15 protein-coding genes are annotated in these 15,300 nt (G+C 61.7%); 5 read left to right on the top strand and 10 right to left on the bottom strand.

Annotated elements, in window-relative coordinates; genetic code table 11:
• Positions 1-86: 86 nt before the first annotated feature.
• On the top strand, positions 87-2,189 hold the full coding sequence (locus WNY80_RS19635; protein ID WP_342889099.1) for a methyl-accepting chemotaxis protein: 2,103 nt from the start codon (positions 87-89) through the stop codon (positions 2,187-2,189).
• 148 nt (positions 2,190-2,337) lie between these two features.
• Here WNY80_RS19635 and WNY80_RS19640 read toward each other — a convergent pair whose 3' ends face one another.
• The 3 genes from WNY80_RS19640 to WNY80_RS19650 all read right to left on the bottom strand — a co-directional run bounded on the left by WNY80_RS19640 (position 2,338) and on the right by WNY80_RS19650 (position 4,557).
• The gene (locus WNY80_RS19640; protein WP_342889100.1) at positions 2,338-2,583 is read right to left on the bottom strand and encodes a hypothetical protein; all 246 of its coding nucleotides are present in this window, start codon (positions 2,581-2,583) and stop codon (positions 2,338-2,340) included.
• Between the two features lie 114 nt (positions 2,584-2,697).
• Entirely contained in the window at positions 2,698-3,177 is a 480-nt protein-coding gene (locus tag WNY80_RS19645) for a YetF domain-containing protein (RefSeq protein ID WP_342889101.1), read from the bottom strand.
• 159 nt (positions 3,178-3,336) lie between these two features.
• Positions 3,337-4,557: an alanine racemase gene (locus WNY80_RS19650; protein WP_342889102.1), complete on the bottom strand. Its 1,221-nt coding sequence runs from the start codon at positions 4,555-4,557 to the stop codon at positions 3,337-3,339.
• 141 nt (positions 4,558-4,698) lie between these two features.
• Between WNY80_RS19650 and WNY80_RS19655 the strand changes: the two genes are divergently transcribed.
• Entirely contained in the window at positions 4,699-5,610 is a 912-nt protein-coding gene (locus WNY80_RS19655) for a DMT family transporter (RefSeq protein ID WP_342889103.1), read from the top strand.
• 33 nt (positions 5,611-5,643) lie between these two features.
• Positions 5,644-6,909 (top strand): amidase, encoded by a 1,266-nt coding sequence (locus tag WNY80_RS19660; RefSeq protein ID WP_342889104.1) that lies wholly within the window; start codon positions 5,644-5,646, stop codon positions 6,907-6,909.
• Positions 6,910-7,513: 604 nt separating this feature from the next.
• Here WNY80_RS19660 and metF read toward each other — a convergent pair.
• From metF to WNY80_RS19675, 3 genes are all read right to left on the bottom strand, one after another.
• A complete protein-coding gene (metF, locus tag WNY80_RS19665) occupies positions 7,514-8,428 on the bottom strand; it encodes a methylenetetrahydrofolate reductase [NAD(P)H] (RefSeq protein WP_342889105.1) in 915 nt (304 codons plus the stop codon).
• A gap of 1 nt (position 8,429) precedes the next feature.
• On the bottom strand, positions 8,430-9,443 hold the full coding sequence (locus WNY80_RS19670; RefSeq protein WP_342889106.1) for a metalloregulator ArsR/SmtB family transcription factor: 1,014 nt from the start codon (positions 9,441-9,443) through the stop codon (positions 8,430-8,432).
• Positions 9,444-9,596: 153 nt separating this feature from the next.
• Positions 9,597-10,223, bottom strand: a complete 627-nt coding sequence (locus WNY80_RS19675; RefSeq protein WP_342889107.1) for a molybdenum cofactor sulfurase — start codon at positions 10,221-10,223, stop codon at positions 9,597-9,599.
• Between the two features lie 228 nt (positions 10,224-10,451).
• Between WNY80_RS19675 and WNY80_RS19680 the strand changes: the two genes are divergently transcribed.
• Complete coding sequence (locus tag WNY80_RS19680; protein WP_342889108.1) at positions 10,452-10,874, top strand: hypothetical protein; 423 nt, start codon at positions 10,452-10,454, stop codon at positions 10,872-10,874.
• A 10-nt stretch (positions 10,875-10,884) separates the two neighbouring features.
• On the opposite strand, the gene WNY80_RS19685 is transcribed toward WNY80_RS19680, so the two are convergent.
• The 4 genes from WNY80_RS19685 to WNY80_RS19700 all read right to left on the bottom strand — a co-directional run bounded on the left by WNY80_RS19685 (position 10,885) and on the right by WNY80_RS19700 (position 14,144).
• Positions 10,885-11,571 carry an SDR family oxidoreductase gene (locus tag WNY80_RS19685; RefSeq protein ID WP_342889109.1) on the bottom strand — a complete coding sequence of 229 codons (687 nt, stop codon included), beginning with the start codon at positions 11,569-11,571 and terminating at the stop codon, positions 10,885-10,887.
• 259 nt (positions 11,572-11,830) lie between these two features.
• Positions 11,831-12,079, bottom strand: coding sequence for a DUF6290 family protein (locus WNY80_RS19690; RefSeq protein ID WP_342889110.1), 249 nt, complete (start codon positions 12,077-12,079; stop codon positions 11,831-11,833).
• Between the two features lie 112 nt (positions 12,080-12,191).
• Positions 12,192-13,841, bottom strand: coding sequence for an energy-dependent translational throttle protein EttA (gene ettA, locus WNY80_RS19695; protein WP_342889111.1), 1,650 nt, complete (start codon positions 13,839-13,841; stop codon positions 12,192-12,194).
• Positions 13,842-13,913: 72 nt separating this feature from the next.
• A complete protein-coding gene (locus WNY80_RS19700; protein WP_342889112.1) occupies positions 13,914-14,144 on the bottom strand; it encodes a hypothetical protein in 231 nt (76 codons plus the stop codon).
• 133 nt (positions 14,145-14,277) lie between these two features.
• Here WNY80_RS19700 and WNY80_RS19705 point away from each other — a divergent pair, with 133 nt between their 5' ends.
• The gene (locus WNY80_RS19705) at positions 14,278-15,216 is read left to right on the top strand and encodes an alpha/beta hydrolase (RefSeq protein WP_342889113.1); all 939 of its coding nucleotides are present in this window, start codon (positions 14,278-14,280) and stop codon (positions 15,214-15,216) included.
• Positions 15,217-15,300: the final 84 nt, after the last annotated feature.

Consider the following 15,300-nt stretch of genomic DNA (forward strand, 5'->3'; position numbering starts at 1 on the left):
CGGCAAGGATCAAACCCGAAACAGCTGGCCCTGACGGATCATGATTGGTTCCCGGTGACCGCATCATGGCAAACGAGGATCTCTCCATGATCAAGATGAATATCAGCAGCAAATTCAACACGCTGCTATTTGGCGGCGCACTGATTTCCGCCATTGCTGTTGCGGGAACCGTGTTCACGCTGAGCGAGCGCTTTGTCTCTCAGGCGATGCAGGACAAGCTTGCAAGTGTCGAGACCGAGTTCCAGTCCGAGCTGTCAGCCTCGCAGCGCTCGGCCACCATGCTGGCCAAGCTCGTTGCCGAGCAGCAGAGCGTCAAGCAATCTTTCGCCGCCCTTGATCGCGATACCCTGGCCGCGGAATTCAAGAGCTCGTTCGAAATGCTCAAGAACGAGTACGACGTCCGCCAGTTCCAGTTCCATCTGCCCCCCGCCACCTCGTTCCTGCGCGTTCACAAGCCGGAAAAATTCGGCGACGACCTGTCCGGTTTCCGCAATACGGTGCTGCAGGTCAATTCGACCAAGACCAGCCTCTCCGGCCTTGAAGCCGGTGTCGCCGGCATCGGCATCCGCGGCCTCGCCCCGATTTCGCTGGACGGCAAGCACATTGGCTCTGTCGAATTCGGTCTCAGCCTGCACAGCGGCTTTGTCGAGAAATTCACCCGCAACACCGGCAACCCCGCTGCCATCTTTGCAATCGGCAAGGACGGCCTGAACGAGATCGGCACCACATTGCCCGCCGGCCTGGATCCGGAGAAGTCACTCGGCCTCGGCGACCTGACCGGCAAGCGGGTAACCTTCGAAAAGACACCCGGAACCGATGGCGTCTATGCCAACATCGTGTTTCCGATCGCAGATGTTTCCGGCAACACCATCGGCGTTGCTGTCGTTGCGGTTGATCGCACCAACTACAATGCCATTGCCACGGCCGGCCTTTGGGCCGCAGCAGCCGTTTTCGTGCTGATGATCCTGATTGCCGCGGCCATCTCGCTGATCAGCCGGCCGATGATCTACCGTCCGCTGGCCAGCATGACCGATTACATGGGGCTGCTTGCAAAGGGCGATCTGAAAACCGAAGTCCCCTTCACCCAGCGCTCGGACGAACTCGGATCCATGGCCAAGGCCGTCGAAGTCTTCCGCAACTCGGCGCTGCGCAACATCGATCTCGAAAACGAAGCCGAGGAAACCCGCTTCGCCTCCGAGGAAGAGCGTGCCGCCAACGAAGCCGAAAAGGCGCGCCAGGCGCAGCAGTTGCAGGAAGCGGTCTCCGCACTTGCCGAAGGCCTGGGGCAACTGGCCGAGGGCAACCTCGCCTTCCGCATCACCAAGGCCTTCCCCGGCTCGCTCGAAGCCGTCCGCCAGGATTTCAACACATCGATCGAAAGCCTTGAGACCGCCTTCACCACCATCGCCGGAAGCTCAGGCAATATCGGCCAGGGCACCGCCGAGATCCGCAGCTCGACCGACAACCTGTCGCGCCGCACCGAACAGCAGGCTGCCTCGCTCGAACAGACCGCCGCAGCCCTCGACGAGATCACCTCGACGGTGCAGGCAGCCCACAAGCGGGCGACCGACATCGGCCGCATGGTCGGCGAGGCCTCAAGCGTTGCCAGCGAGTCCGAAACCATCGTCCAGGATACCGTGACCGCCATGAGCGAGATCGAAACCTCATCCAAACAGGTGGCCCAGATCATCGGCGTGATCAACGAGATCGCCTTCCAGACCAACCTTCTCGCACTCAATGCCGGCGTCGAGGCCGCCCGCGCCGGGGAAGCCGGCAAGGGCTTCGCCGTGGTTGCCCAGGAAGTTCGCGAACTGGCTCAACGCTCGGCAAGCGCCGCCAAGGAGATCAACACGCTGCTGGAAAAATCCGAAGCCCACGTCCAGTCCGGCGTGACGCTTGTCACCCGCACCGGCGAGGCCCTGCAGAAGATCGGCGGCCACGTGCAGTCGATCAACTCCAACGTCAAGGCGATGGTCACGTCCTCGCAGGAACAGTCCGTCGGCATCCAGGAAATCAACACCGCCGTCAACCAGATGGACCAGGTAACCCAGCAGAACGCAGCCATGGTCGAGGAAACCACCGCTGCCGTTCATACGGTCTTCGAGGAAACAGAAACCCTCAACCAGGCCATCGCCCGCTTCCAGATCGGCGGCAAGGCCAGCCATCAGGGCAGAGCCCGCGCCGCCTGACATCAAGCAGCCTGAAGAACACGAGGACCACGTTCACCCCGGCGGTGCGCGTGGTCCCTTGTTTTATCGGGCTGCGTCTCGCCCAGTTTTTCTTCAGGGCTTTGTCTCCGGATACCGCCGTAGACGGAAGGCCAACCCGCCGCAGCACTTACAGCTTGTCGAACTCGTCCTTGTCGATCGGCATAAGCATCACCGCCGTCGCCATCACCGCGAACCCGAAAGTCGAGCCGAACGAGACCAGCAGGATGAACACTGCAGCGATCCGGCTCGATGAGCCAAGCACCAGATCACCAAACCCGTTGATGTTGAAATAGACCACGGCAGCAGCCACCAGCCAGCCGATCAGCACCCCGAGGGCTGAATTGATGAGTACGAAACGGATCAGTTTTGGCATGTGTGATCTCCGCACCAGCCAGGGGGCTGGGTCTGAAACGCCATTCTAGCGCAAAACCCGCACCCGGACCGCGTGACAGATGCGCGCGGCGCAATGTGTTGCGTCAGTCTCGCGTCAGGCGGCCTCGAACACGTTCAGCGAACCATCGGTTTCAAGCACCACCGAAGTCTCGGCTGACAGGTCCGTCCTGCCGTTCTGATGCAGCGCCGCCGTGATCTCTTCGATCGTGACCCGTTCCCGCCGCATCGCCTTGTCCTGGTAGACACCGCGATGCACCAGCAATCTGGGTTCACTCTTGATCAGGTTTTCAACCGGTTTCCAGCGCACCGACAGCCAGGTGATGCCAAATTGCAGAACGATCAGCAGCGCCAGCGCAACGATGCCCTCGATCAACGGCACGGACTTGCTGATGATGATCGACGACAGCATCGATCCGAGGCAGATGGTAACGATGAAATCAAACGCGTTGAACTTGCCCAGCGTCCGTTTTCCTGAGCTTCGCAACATCACGATCAGCGCCGCATAGGCCAGCACCCCGGTGACCAGGATGCGGCCAATCCCGGCCCAGTCATCGAAAAAGATCGGATTCTCCATTCTCGGCGTCCCTTGTGAATTGATCGGCTGCAGCGCCGGCATCGTCATCACTGGACAGCCAAAAACCGCCCGGCGCCTTGATGCCGGCACCGGTCAACCCGCAAGCAGCAGCATTGGTTCCCCAAACCCCGGCGAAGCCTTGGTTGGAGCCCGCTGCCCTCAATCCGCCATCGTCTCCAGGCTGGCAAAGCCGTCGGGTGCCCCCTCGCCGCCAAACGGCGTTGTCACCTCGACGAAATCATCGGGATAGAACCCGTTGAAGCGGGTCCTGAGCGACAGCGAATAGGCACCGATATGACCGATTTCGATCCAGTCGCCGGTGTCCACCGTTTCAGGCAGCCAGAATGGTCGCGACAGGATATCGACGGAATCGCACGTCGCACCGCAGACCTTGAACGGAACCACGTTTTCCGCCTTTCCCTTGCGGATACGCCGCGCCGGGTCGGGAATGAACCGTGCCGGCAGCGTGATCTTGCCTGTCCAGCTGTCCGACAGCGAGGCCCAGATGCCGTCATTGATGTAGAGCCTGCGGCCCTTTCTCAGCAGCACCCGCACGATCAGCGAGAAGGCCCGGGCCACCACCACCCGGCCCGGCTCGGCCACCAGCGGCATGTCGTCAAAGGCCCATTCGGTGATGTTGGACTTGAGTTCGCCCATCAGCTCCTCGAGCGGCGGCATCGGCTTTGCCTTGCGGTTGGGATCATGCCCATAAACCGCAGGAAACCCGCCACCGACATCAAGCCCCACCAGCGCCACCCCGGCGCGGTTGCGCACCCAGTCGGCGGATTTGAGCGCCAGCTCGTAGGATTCCGCTTCCTCCACCTGGCTGCCGACATGAAAGCACAGCCCCACCTTGAAACCGATCCGGTCAAGCCGCTGCACAAGTTCCACCGCATGGCCGGGTGCCGCACCGAATTTCTTCGACAGCTCGTACATGGCGTGGCCTTTGGTCTGAAGCCGCACGAAAATGCTGATCGAGCCCGGATCGAGGTCCAGCGCCCGCACGATCCGGAGCACCTTGGCGATCTCGTCCTCGTGATCGAGCGACATCACCCGGATGCCGTATTTTTCCAGCGCCAGCCTGATGTCGGACTGCGCCTTGACCGGGTGCATGTAGAGCATCTCGGCCGTCTTGGACGCAGCCCTTACCGCCGCGAATTCACCCGGCGAAGCCACGTCGAAGATCTTCACCCCGGCCTCGACCAGCGTCTTGAGCACCATCGGCTCGCCATTGGTCTTCACCGCATAGGCTGTGTCGCCGGGAAACAGCTTCATGAACTGGCGCGCATCCTGCTTGAGAATTTCAGGCCGAAAGCAGTAGAGCGGGTGATCCGGCCTGAGTTCGAGTGCAGCGTCGGTACCGGTGGCGAATCGTTGCATCTTTGTCTCCAGGTTGGACCGGCACAGTATCAACCGGCCAGACAACCGGCAAATGACATACTGTCCGTACAGGCGCTGATTTCGGGTGGTGCGCGTTCCACGCCTGTGGCAAGCAACAGTGGATACCGCAAGGAAACCCGCATGCCCCAATCCGCCAACCGCTCGATGGACCTCGCCACCTGGGGTCTCCTGATCCTGCTCGGTTTCATCTGGGGCGGGTCGTTCTTCTTCGGCCGCGTCGCAGTACAGCATGTGCCGCCGATGACGCTGGTGCTGTTCCGCGTCAGTCTCGCAGCCATTGCGCTGCATCTCGCGTTCGGCCGCATGCCCGGCTTCTACCAGACATTGAGCAGCCGCTGGCGCGAACTCCTGGTCATGGGCCTGATCAACAATGCCATTCCCTTCACCCTGATCTTTGTCGGCCAGACCAGGATCGGCTCTGGCCTCGCCTCCATTCTCAACGCCACCACCCCGGTCTGGGCCGTTCTGGTGGCGCAGGTTCTCACGACCGACGAAAAGATCACCCCCGCCAAGCTGATCGGCTGCGGTCTCGGGCTTGCCGGTATGGTTCTGCTCATCGGCCCGTCTGCGCTGGGTCTTGCCGACAGCCCGCTCTGGGCCATGCTCGCCGTGGTCGGTGCCGCCATCTCCTATGGTTTCGCCGCCACCTTCGGCAAGCGCTTCAAGAACATCTCGCCGCGCGTCACGGCCACCGGTCAGCTGACGGCCTCGACCCTGATCATGCTGCCGCTGGCTTTCATCGTCGACCGGCCGTGGACGCTGCCGCTGCCGCCAACCGATGTCATCGTGGCCATGCTGGCGCTGGCGCTGGTCTCCACCGCTTTCGCCTATGTCGTCTTCTTCAGGATCCTCGGTGTCGCCGGCGCCACCTCCGCCTCGCTGGTCACATTGCTGGTGCCCCCCGCCGCCATCCTGCTCGGCGTCCTGTTCCTGGGCGAAAGCCTCTCGCTCACCGAAGCGCTTGGTCTTGGCCTGATTGCGCTTGGCCTCTTGTCACTGGACAACCGGCTGGGCATAAAACGGAATGGATAGGTCGGGCGGCCTTTCCGGTTTGAGAGGGGCAAGATGGACACCAATCGCATGATGAGCCTGGCGGCGCTGATCAAGGCGCGAGACGCAGGCAAGGCCAATCCGGAACTGATGGTGGCGCTCTGCCGCGACGCCATCGAGCGCAAGGACGGCCACATCAGGGCTTTCGCCCATGTTGCCGAGGCACCAGCCCTTCACACCGAAGGTCCGCTGGCAGGCATTGCCATCGGCATCAAGGACATTTTCGACACCTTCGACCAGCCCACAACCTACGGATCGCCTGCCTATGAGGGCTTCCAGCCCCGCGTCGATGCCGCGATAGTCGATCTCGCCCGCAGACAGGGCGCCACCATCATCGGCAAGACCGCGACGACCGAATTCGCCTTTTTCAATCCGGCGCAAACCGTCAATCCGCACAATCCCGCCCACACGCCGGGCGGCTCTTCCTCAGGCTCCGCCGCCGCCATCGCAGCCGGCATGATTCCGGCTGCCATCGGCACCCAGACCGGCGGGTCGGTGGTGCGCCCGGCAGCGTTCTGCGGCGTCACCGGCTACAAGCCGAGCTACCGGCTGTTGCCGGCCACCGGCATGAAGAATTTTGCCCCCTCGCTCGATACCGTCGGCCTGTTCGCCGCTGGCGTCGAGGATGTCGCATTGCTGGCAAGCCTTTTGACCGGCCGGGACCTTGCTCTCTCCACCGGCACGCCATCCTTCGATCCGGCCGGGATTCGCGTCGGGCTTTACCGCTGCGCCCAGCTTGAAGGCGCTGATCCGGAGATGCGCGATGCTCTTGCCCGGGCGGCGGACCTCGCCGCCAATGCGGGCTTCGATGTCGGCGAGATCGGCGAGCCCGAAGCCCTGGCCCAGGCCCGCGACGCCCACAAGACCATTCAGGATTACGAGGCAGGCCTTGCCTGCGGTCCGGATCTTGCCCGCCACCGCGATCAGCTCAGTCCGGTTCTGCTCCAGACAATCGAGCGCGGCCAGGCGATAACGCCGTCGGAATATGACGCGGCCCGCAGGCTGGTCAAACGCGGACGTGGCGCAACCCGCGCCCTTTTTGGCGAGGTCGACATCCTGCTCACCCCGTCGGCACCCGGAGCCGCGCCGCGTGGACTGGAAACAACCGGCGATCCGCGCTTCAACAAACTCTGGACCCTGATGGGAACGCCAGCCATCAACATTCCGGGGTTCAAGGATAATGCAGCCATGCCACTCGGCATCCAGGCCGTTGCCCGCTTCGGTCATGACAAGCGGCTGCTTGACGTGGCCGCCATGCTCGAATCCGCGTTCCGCAGCTGAGCCGGTTTCACAGCACCTGTAAGCTCATCAGCAGCCCGTTGTTTTCGTGAGGATCGAAGCGAATCCGGCGGGCTTGCGGCGCTGTCCGCGGGCAAACCAGCGTCGGGAAGTAAGGCGGAATTGCGGCGGACAGGCAAGGGTTGCTTACCGGATTATTTCCCCGATAGGAGGTATTTTACAAATTCTTAACAACCTATTAAATCGCTAATATTCGCGTTTTTTCAAATGGATGAAAGACCGCCCCGGATGAATTTTCCCAATTCAGGTTGCAGTGCAGCAACGATTTTGCTTTCCACGAAGCCACAGCCATGACTATCATTTGACGGTAAACGCGATGGAGGACCACCATGGGATTTACGCAGTCGCTCAATGCCCTTGTGATCTGTGCAGCGTTCATTTTTATTGGAGCAATGCTCTTCATCTGACGGTGATGCGCATTGAATAAAAATCGAAATTTCAAGGACGGGAGCGTTTCGGCGCTCCCGTCTTTTCTGTTTGAGGTCTCCGTCTGTCCGGCCTGTTGCGCACTGCACGCAAACCCGCCCACGGGGCAACAAATAAGGCCTTGGCCGCGGGATCTATCTGCCTGACGGATCAGAACTGATCAGGCGGCAGCTCCAACCGAGCCCGCCTCATCGCCGCGCAGCCCGAGCATGTGGCAGATCGCGTAGACCAGCTGCGCCCGGTTCATCGTGTAGAAATGGAAATCGTCAATCCCGCGCTCGACCAGATCGTTGACCTGCTCGGCAGCGATCGCAGCCGCGACCAGTGAACGGGTCTCCACATCCTTCTCGAGACCATCGAACCGCCGGGCCAGCCAGTCCGGCACCGAGGCGCCGCAGAGCTTGGAAAACCGTGCCACCTGGCCGAAATTGTGGATCGGCAGGATACCGGGCACGATCGGGATGTAGATGCCCGCGCGACGGACCCGCTCGACGTAGCGCTCGTAGACGTCATTGTCGAAAAAGAACTGGGTGATCGCCCGCGTTGCCCCGGCATCGACCTTGCGCTTGAGCATGTCGATATCGGTGGCGAAATCCGGGCTTTCCGGGTGCCGTTCGGGATAGGCCGACACGGAGATCTCGAAATCGGCAATGGCGCGCAGGCCCGCCACCAGTTCCGCACCATTGGCATACCCGTCAGGATGCGGCTTGTAGGCGGCGCCCACGCCTTCCGGCGGGTCACCCCTGAGCGCCACGAAATGATTGACGCCCACGGCCTGGAATTCACGCGCCACGGCGTCAACCGTTGCCTTGTCGGAGCCGACGCAGGTCAGGTGCGCCGCCGGCGCCAGCGCGGTCTCCTTGCAGATCCGGGTAACGGTGTTCATCGTCGGCTGCTTTGTCGAGCCGCCGGCACCGTAGGTCACCGAAACGAAATCCGGCTGGAATGGCGCAAGCCGGGTGATGCTTTCCCAAAGCTGGCTCTCCATGTCGCCATTCTTCGGCGGGAAGAATTCGAACGACACCTTGATCCGTTCGGAGAGAGCTTCTGCGCTGGAGCGGAAGGAGCTGGTCATGTCAGGCGGTTCCTGTGCTGGATGAAGGCATATCGGAGGCAATCAGCAGGCGCGGATCGCGCGCCAGCCAGATCGTCACCGTCAGCGCTCGCGTAGCGCCGGTATCGGGCGGCAGATCGACAATCTTCTCAACCATCAATCCGGATTGTTCGAGCCATTCTGCAACCTGGCGATGGCTGAAGCCAAGCCGCGCATGGGCGTGCTCGGTACGCAGTTCCTCATGCTCGTGCGTGGCAAAATCGACCACCACGATCCGGCCTCCCGGCCTGAGCATGCGTGCGGCCTCGGTGATCGCCGGCAGCGGGTCGTGCAGGAAATGCAGGACCTGGTGAATCGTCACCACATCGAAACTCTCGCGCTCGAGCGGCAGGTTGAAGATGTCGCCCTGCCTCACTGAAGCATGGGTGATACCGGCCTCGTCGAGCTGCGTGCGGGCAATCGACAGCATGCTGCGGCTGGAATCGATGCCAATGGCGCGGCGATAGCGGTCAGCCAGCAGTTCCAGCATCCGGCCTGTGCCGGTGCCAAGATCCAGCAAACCGTCAAACGGTGTGCGCCCGATCAGAGTGAGAATTTCCGCCTCGACCTTTTCATCCGAGACGTGCAGGCTTCGCAGATCGTTCCAGCTTTCCGCATTGGCCGAGAAATAGGCTTCCGCACGGCTGGCCCGCGCCTGCTTGACGGTTGCCAGACGCTCGGCGTCACGCGCCAGGTGCGCATCCGATGAGGACGTCGCATTGAGCGCCTGCTGCATCAGCTTGGCGCGCACGCCATCGCGTGTCAGCCGGAAATAGGCCCAGGCGCCCTCCTGGTAGCGCTCGACCAGCCCCGCCTCGCCCAACAGCTTGAGGTGCCGCGAGATCCGCGGCTGCGACTGGCTCAGCACTTCCGTCATTTCGCTGACCGTCAGATCGCCATGGCTCAACAGCGCAATCAGCCTGAGCCGCGTCGGCTCGCCGGCGGCCTTGAGAACCTCGACGCATTCCTCAAGTGTGAGCGGAGAAAGAGACAGCATACGAAACCTCGAAAATGATATAAAGATATGTTTATGTCATTCCGGAGGTTTTGGCAAGCGCAATGTCGCGTCCGCCAAACTTAATGTCGCAGCGGTTTTGAACTCATGAAGTGGTGCAGCCGGGCAACGCCCTTGCTGGGGATTGCGCAGCAATCAGCCGGCGGGATAGATCCACTGTTCCCAGATATGCGCGGTGACGGTTTCGCCATTTGCGATCACCCCGGGCTTTTCCACCCAGGCAACGACGCCGCGGCGGCGTTTGGCGGCCTTGACGAAGGAGAGCGCCAGCGAGGTCTCGTCCCTGTCGGGGAAGTTATTCGCAATCGACGCCCCGGCAATCCGGCACGGCCCGTTGTCGCCGTCGATCCTCAGCGTCACCCCGCCTTCGAAGAACAGTTGCGTGCGCGGCGGCAGCATCGACAGCAGCGGAATACCTTCAATCAGCAGGTTGGCGCCGATCCAGGCAGGCTCGATCCGGTCGATGCCCATCCCGGCAGCAGCGATAGCCAGTTCGTCCGGTGCGACAACCGATATCTGCCGCTCGTTGCGGATTTCGGTACCGCGCGGGTACCAGGGCTCGCGGCTGCCGGATTTGCGGGTCGGGCCGGCATGGTAATCGCCGACAACCCCGTCAAAATCCATTGTTAGCGACTGGACCTCTTCGGTCGGGAAATCACCGCCAAGCGCAGCCAGAACCGCCGACACAGTGCCCTTGATCCGGCGCGCCGGACGGATCTCGGGCAAGGCGGGCGCTTCGGCGGGAAACATCGGCAAGGTCATCGGTCACTCCGGAAATGGCTGAACAGGAACAGACCCATAGCGAATGCGCCGGTGATGAGCCAATCAAAATGCGTGAACACTTGTGACCGCACGTCGCCGGCAACGCTTGCCAGCGGGGATCCCGCGGGGGCGTACATCCTTGCTGGCGGGTGCAATTCGCGCTGCTGCAAAACTGTGATAGGATACGGGCTCGGGGAGCTGACAGTCACGATATCAGGGAGATGATCGATGATGCCTGCCCACGGACTTTCAAAACCGCTTTGCCTGGCCCTCGCCTTGAGCATGAGCCATCCGGTGGCGTCACTCGCCGCGGACCTTTCCTGCAACCGCCTGCTCGAAACCGGCCAGACCATGATCTGCTCCGGCTTTGAGCCCAACTGGGCGCTTGAGCTCAGCTGCAATGGCGGCATGAGCGCCAGCTTCATCGACGCGTTTTCCGGTGACACCATCCAGAGCACACCCGGCAGCATCAGCTTTGCGTCAGAAGATCCCTGGCAGCTCGAAACCAGTCATCCGGTCACCGGCACCATCGCCTACACCCCGGGCGGCTGCACAGACGAGAGCGACGCGGTCCGCGATTTCACCTTCACGCCCACCGGTGCGCCGGGTCTCTCTGCGCCTTATTACCCGTTCTGCTGCCGGTTGGAGTAATGCCCGCGCCTCAAAAGTCGAGCGCCGAGCCATCCCAGTTGTAGAACTGCCCTGTGCCTTCGAGCGTCAGTCCCTCGGCAATTTTCAGAATGCCGGCGGCACTCGTCGCCGGGTCAATATCGGCTGCCGCGCCGCCCATGTCGGTCCTGACCCAGCCCGGATGCAGCATTGCCACCGCCACGCCCATCGGCTCAAGATCTGTCGCCAGCCCCTGCATCACCTTGTTGACCGCCGCCTTCGACGCCCGGTAGGCAATCCGGTCGGACTTGGCGTGCGACAGGCTGCCCATCCACGACGACACCGTAAGAATACGTGGGCTTGAACTGCGCCTGAGATGCGGCAGGAAGGCCTGGCTTACAGCCAGCGGCGCCAGCGTGTTGACCGCAAGCGTCCTGGCAAACCCATCGAAATCCATGTCCAATGTCGATTGCCGCTCCGGCCCGATGATGCCGGCATTGTTGATCAGGATGTCGATCGGTTCGCTGACACTCGCAGCCGCCGCGCGCACTGCCTCATGATCGGTGACATCGAACTGGAGATCATGAAACTTCGGATGCGCGCAGATATGCGCGTCCGGATCGCTGACAACTTCCCGCGCCGACCCATAGACCGTCCAGCCCTTGGCCAGGGCCTGTCTGGCCATTTCAAGCCCAATGCCGCGATTGGTGCCGGTAATCAGGGTAGTAGTGGTGGTCAACGATAAATCTCCCTGCGATGGCCTATCTCTATGACCACTATGGTCATCAGCCCCTCTGATATCTGCACTATGATCCGCAGGTCCCCGACACGGAACCTCCAAAGCTCTTCAGTCTTCGCCTGCAATCGCTTTGCCAGTAACCGGGGATCAGGGTGAGGCACAACCCGTTCATGCAGGAATTTGAGCACCCTGCTGCGATCTGTCGGGCTGAGTTTTGAAAATTGCTTGCGCGCCGGTTTGGTGAACGAGACCGCCCAGGTCATTCTGCTGCGTGCAGAGAATTTCCATTTTCGTCAGTGCCGTCGCCGAATTCGGCGATGATATCGGCCAGAGGGATGCGTTCGCCATTATCGTCGGCAAGAGCAGCCTCAGCGGTCGCCAGATCTTCCAGATCTTCGATCCGCTCCCTGATTGCCTGAAGCACAAACTCCTCCTTGCTCACACCAAGATTCTTGGCGAAGCGATCAAGCAGCTGTTCAAGCTCTTTCGGCAGATCGAGTGTGATCATCGCAGCATTCCTTTGCGCGAAATTGTAATGCGTGCAGCAATGCAATTCAACCGCGCCACAATCAGGCCAATCAAGGCCTGATTGTGCGTCGCGTATCAGGGATGGCAGATGCCTACCGCTTCAGCGGCTTGTAGGTCACCCGCTTCGGATTGACCGAGTCGGCACCGAGCCGGCGGATCTTGTCCTGCTCGTAATCCTCGAAGTTGCCTTCGAACCATTCCACGTGGCTGTCGCCTTCGAACGCCAGGATGTGGGTGGCCAGCCGGTCGAGGAACATGCGGTCATGCGAGATGATGACGGCGCAGCCGGCGAAATTCTCGAGCGCATCTTCGAGCGCACCGAGCGTTTCGGTGTCGAGGTCATTGGTCGGCTCATCGAGCAGCAGCAGGTTGCCGCCGGATTTCAAGAGCTTGGCCAGGTGCACCCGGTTGCGCTGACCGCCCGAAAGCGTGCCGACCTTCTGCTGCTGGTCGCCGCCCTTGAAGTTGAACGTCGAGCAATAGGCGCGGGAGTTCATCTCGTGCTTGCCGAGCTTGATGATGTCGTTGCCGCCGGAAATTTCTTCCCAGACGCTTTTGTTCGGATCAAGCGAATCGCGGCTCTGGTCGACGTAGGACAGCTGCACCGTTTCACCGACAGTGATGGTGCCGGAATCGGGCTGTTCCTGACCGGTGATCATCCGGAACAGCGTGGTTTTACCCGCACCGTTCGGACCGATCACGCCAACGATGCCGCCGGGCGGCAGCTTGAACGTCAGGTCGTCGATCAGCAGCCGGTCGCCATAGGCCTTGGAGATGCCCTCGACGTCGATCACCTGGTTGCCGAGCCGCTCGCCGGTCGGGATGATGATCTGGGCTTCGCCGGGGCGCCGATCGGAAGCGGCCTTGACCAGCTCGTCATAGGCCCGGATACGCGCCTTGGACTTGGCCTGGCGGGCTTTCGGAGACGAGGCGATCCATTCCTGTTCGCGCGAGAGCGATTTCTGCCGCGACGCCTCTTCCCGGCCCTCCTGCTTCATCCGCTTGGCCTTGGCGTCGAGATAGGCGGTATAGTTGCCCTCGTAGGGAATGCCGCGACCGCGGTCGAGCTCGAGAATCCAGCCGGTCACATTGTCGAGGAAGTAGCGGTCATGGGTGATCATGATCACGGCGCCGGGATATTCCCTGAGATGCTTTTCGAGCCAAGCGATGCTTTCCGCGTCCAGATGGTTGGTCGGCTCGTCAAGCAGCAACAGGTCGGGCTGGCGCAAGAGCAGCGCGCACAGCGCGACGCGGCGTTTTTCGCCACCCGAAAGGTTGTCGACGGTGGCCTCGGCCGGCGGGCAGCGCAGCGCTTCCATCGCCATTTCCACCTGGCTGTCGAGATCCCACAGGTTCTGCGCGTCGATGATGTCCTGCAGTTTCGCGCCTTCATCGGCGGTCTCGTCGGAATAATTCATCATCAGTTCGTTGTAGCGGTCGAGCACAGCCTGCTTTTCGGCCACGCCCTGCATGACGTTGCCCAGCACGTTGAGACTCTCGTCGAGCTGCGGCTCCTGCGGCAGGTAACCCAGCGTCGCGCCATCGGCCAGCCAGGCCTCGCCGGTAAACTCGCTGTCGAGCCCGGCCATGATCTTCAGAACCGTCGATTTACCGGCGCCGTTCGGACCCAGGATACCGATCTTGGCGTCCGGGTAGAACGACAGATGGACGTTTTCGAGGACCTTCTTGGCGCCAAAGGACTTGTTGAGCCCCGCCATGTGATAGATGAACTGCCGTGCCACGATGCGCTCCAGACATGATTTGGATGATTGCCCGCTGTCTAGTCGAATTGGCGCGGAAGGGCAATGACAGGCTTAGGCCGAGAAAGTGACAGCCACGCCCTTCTTGCGGAAATACGACTGCATGATCTTGCGCCCCTGGCGGTTGGACTGCGCCAGTTTGGACGGCTCGAACACCGCTTCCTTGACGCCTTCGCGCGCCATCGCCGCCTTCAGCGCGGCAATGTGGCTGTCCAGTTCTTCGTTGTCATTGGTTATCGACGCATAGATATTGTCGATGGCTTGGGTAAGGGTCAGATCGCTCACGTCTCGGCACTCCATGGCTTATTGCCCCTCAACTAGCGATTTTTACGGCAAGAGCAAGCGTGACACGCATTCTCCGGCCACATGATCTCCCATCCCCTCTTGATTTTCGCGCTCCGGGCATGGCCAATGGGTGATGAGCGATTTTTCTCCCTTTACCCGTCAAAGCCCTACCGGCGCCGCACTTGCCGTCCGTCACATGCCGGCAACCGGCACACCGCGCGCCGTGGTGCAGATCAATCACGGCCTGGCCGAACACGCCGCCCGCTACCAGCGTTTTGCCCGGTTTCTCGCCTCCCGCGGCTTCCACGTCTATGTCCACGACCACCGCGGCCACGGCGCCACCCGGGCGCCCGATTCGATACCCGGCGCATTCGCATCCAGGGACGGCGCATCGAAGGTGATAGCGGATGTCGCCGCCATCCATGCGCTGATCGCCGAGCGCCATCCGGGCCTGCCGGTCGTCACCTTCGGCCATTCCATGGGCGGCCTGATAGCGCTCAATTTCGCCGAGACCCATCCGGGAGCAAGTGCCGCGCTGGCGGTGTGGAATTCGAATTTCAACGCCGGGCTGGCCGGACGCGCCGGTCAGATCGCGCTCAGGCTGGAAGCCTTTTTCAAGGGCTCGGATACGCCGAGCGCCATTCTGCCCAAACTCACCTTTCAGGCCTGGGCCAGCGCGATGCCCGACCGCCGCACCGATTTCGACTGGCTGTCGCACGACACCGTCGAGGTTGATCTCTATGTGGTCGATCCGTTGAGCGGCTGGGACGCCACGGTGAGCATGTGGCAGGACGTGTTCAGGCTGATTTACGCTGGTGGCGACGCGGCAAATCTGACGAAATTGCCCAAGGCGCTGCCCATCCACCTGGTTGGCGGCGCCGAGGATCCCGCCACCGACAACGGAGAGGCCATCACCTGGCTTGCCGGAGAGATGCACAAGGCCGGGCTGACCGGCGTCACCACCCAAATTCTCCCGCGAACGCGGCACGAAACCCTCAACGAGATCAACCGCGACCAGTCGATGCTGGGCTTTGCAGCCTGGCTCGACGAGGTGCTTCCAGCGAGCAACTGAACACGCATGCAGAGCGCCGCCGCCTCCTGGAAACAACCGTCGCAGTGCCGCGATCAAACGCCTCGGCTGCGGGCGTGACAGGCT

This window comes from Hoeflea sp. AS16 (genome assembly GCF_038900095.1).
Taxonomy (GTDB): Bacteria; Pseudomonadota; Alphaproteobacteria; order Rhizobiales; family Rhizobiaceae; genus Hoeflea.

Bases quoted from the DNA above. Each gene is read 5' to 3' on its own strand.
- WNY80_RS19635 (WP_342889099.1), top strand. From the start codon at position 87: ATGATCAAGATGAATATCAGCAGCAAATTCAACACGCTGCTATTTGGC.
- WNY80_RS19680 (WP_342889108.1), top strand. From the start codon at position 10,452: ATGATGCCTGCCCACGGACTTTCAAAACCGCTTTGCCTGGCCCTCGCC.
- WNY80_RS19650 (WP_342889102.1), bottom strand. From the start codon at position 4,557: ATGCAACGATTCGCCACCGGTACCGACGCTGCACTCGAACTCAGGCCG.
- metF (WP_342889105.1), bottom strand. From the start codon at position 8,428: ATGACCAGCTCCTTCCGCTCCAGCGCAGAAGCTCTCTCCGAACGGATC.
- WNY80_RS19670 (WP_342889106.1), bottom strand. From the start codon at position 9,443: ATGCTGTCTCTTTCTCCGCTCACACTTGAGGAATGCGTCGAGGTTCTC.
- WNY80_RS19675 (WP_342889107.1), bottom strand. From the start codon at position 10,223: ATGACCTTGCCGATGTTTCCCGCCGAAGCGCCCGCCTTGCCCGAGATC.
- WNY80_RS19660 (WP_342889104.1), top strand. From the start codon at position 5,644: ATGGACACCAATCGCATGATGAGCCTGGCGGCGCTGATCAAGGCGCGA.
- WNY80_RS19640 (WP_342889100.1), bottom strand. From the start codon at position 2,583: ATGCCAAAACTGATCCGTTTCGTACTCATCAATTCAGCCCTCGGGGTG.
- WNY80_RS19705 (WP_342889113.1), top strand. From the start codon at position 14,278: ATGAGCGATTTTTCTCCCTTTACCCGTCAAAGCCCTACCGGCGCCGCA.
- WNY80_RS19690 (WP_342889110.1), bottom strand. From the start codon at position 12,079: ATGATCACACTCGATCTGCCGAAAGAGCTTGAACAGCTGCTTGATCGC.
- WNY80_RS19655 (WP_342889103.1), top strand. From the start codon at position 4,699: ATGCCCCAATCCGCCAACCGCTCGATGGACCTCGCCACCTGGGGTCTC.
- WNY80_RS19645 (WP_342889101.1), bottom strand. From the start codon at position 3,177: ATGGAGAATCCGATCTTTTTCGATGACTGGGCCGGGATTGGCCGCATC.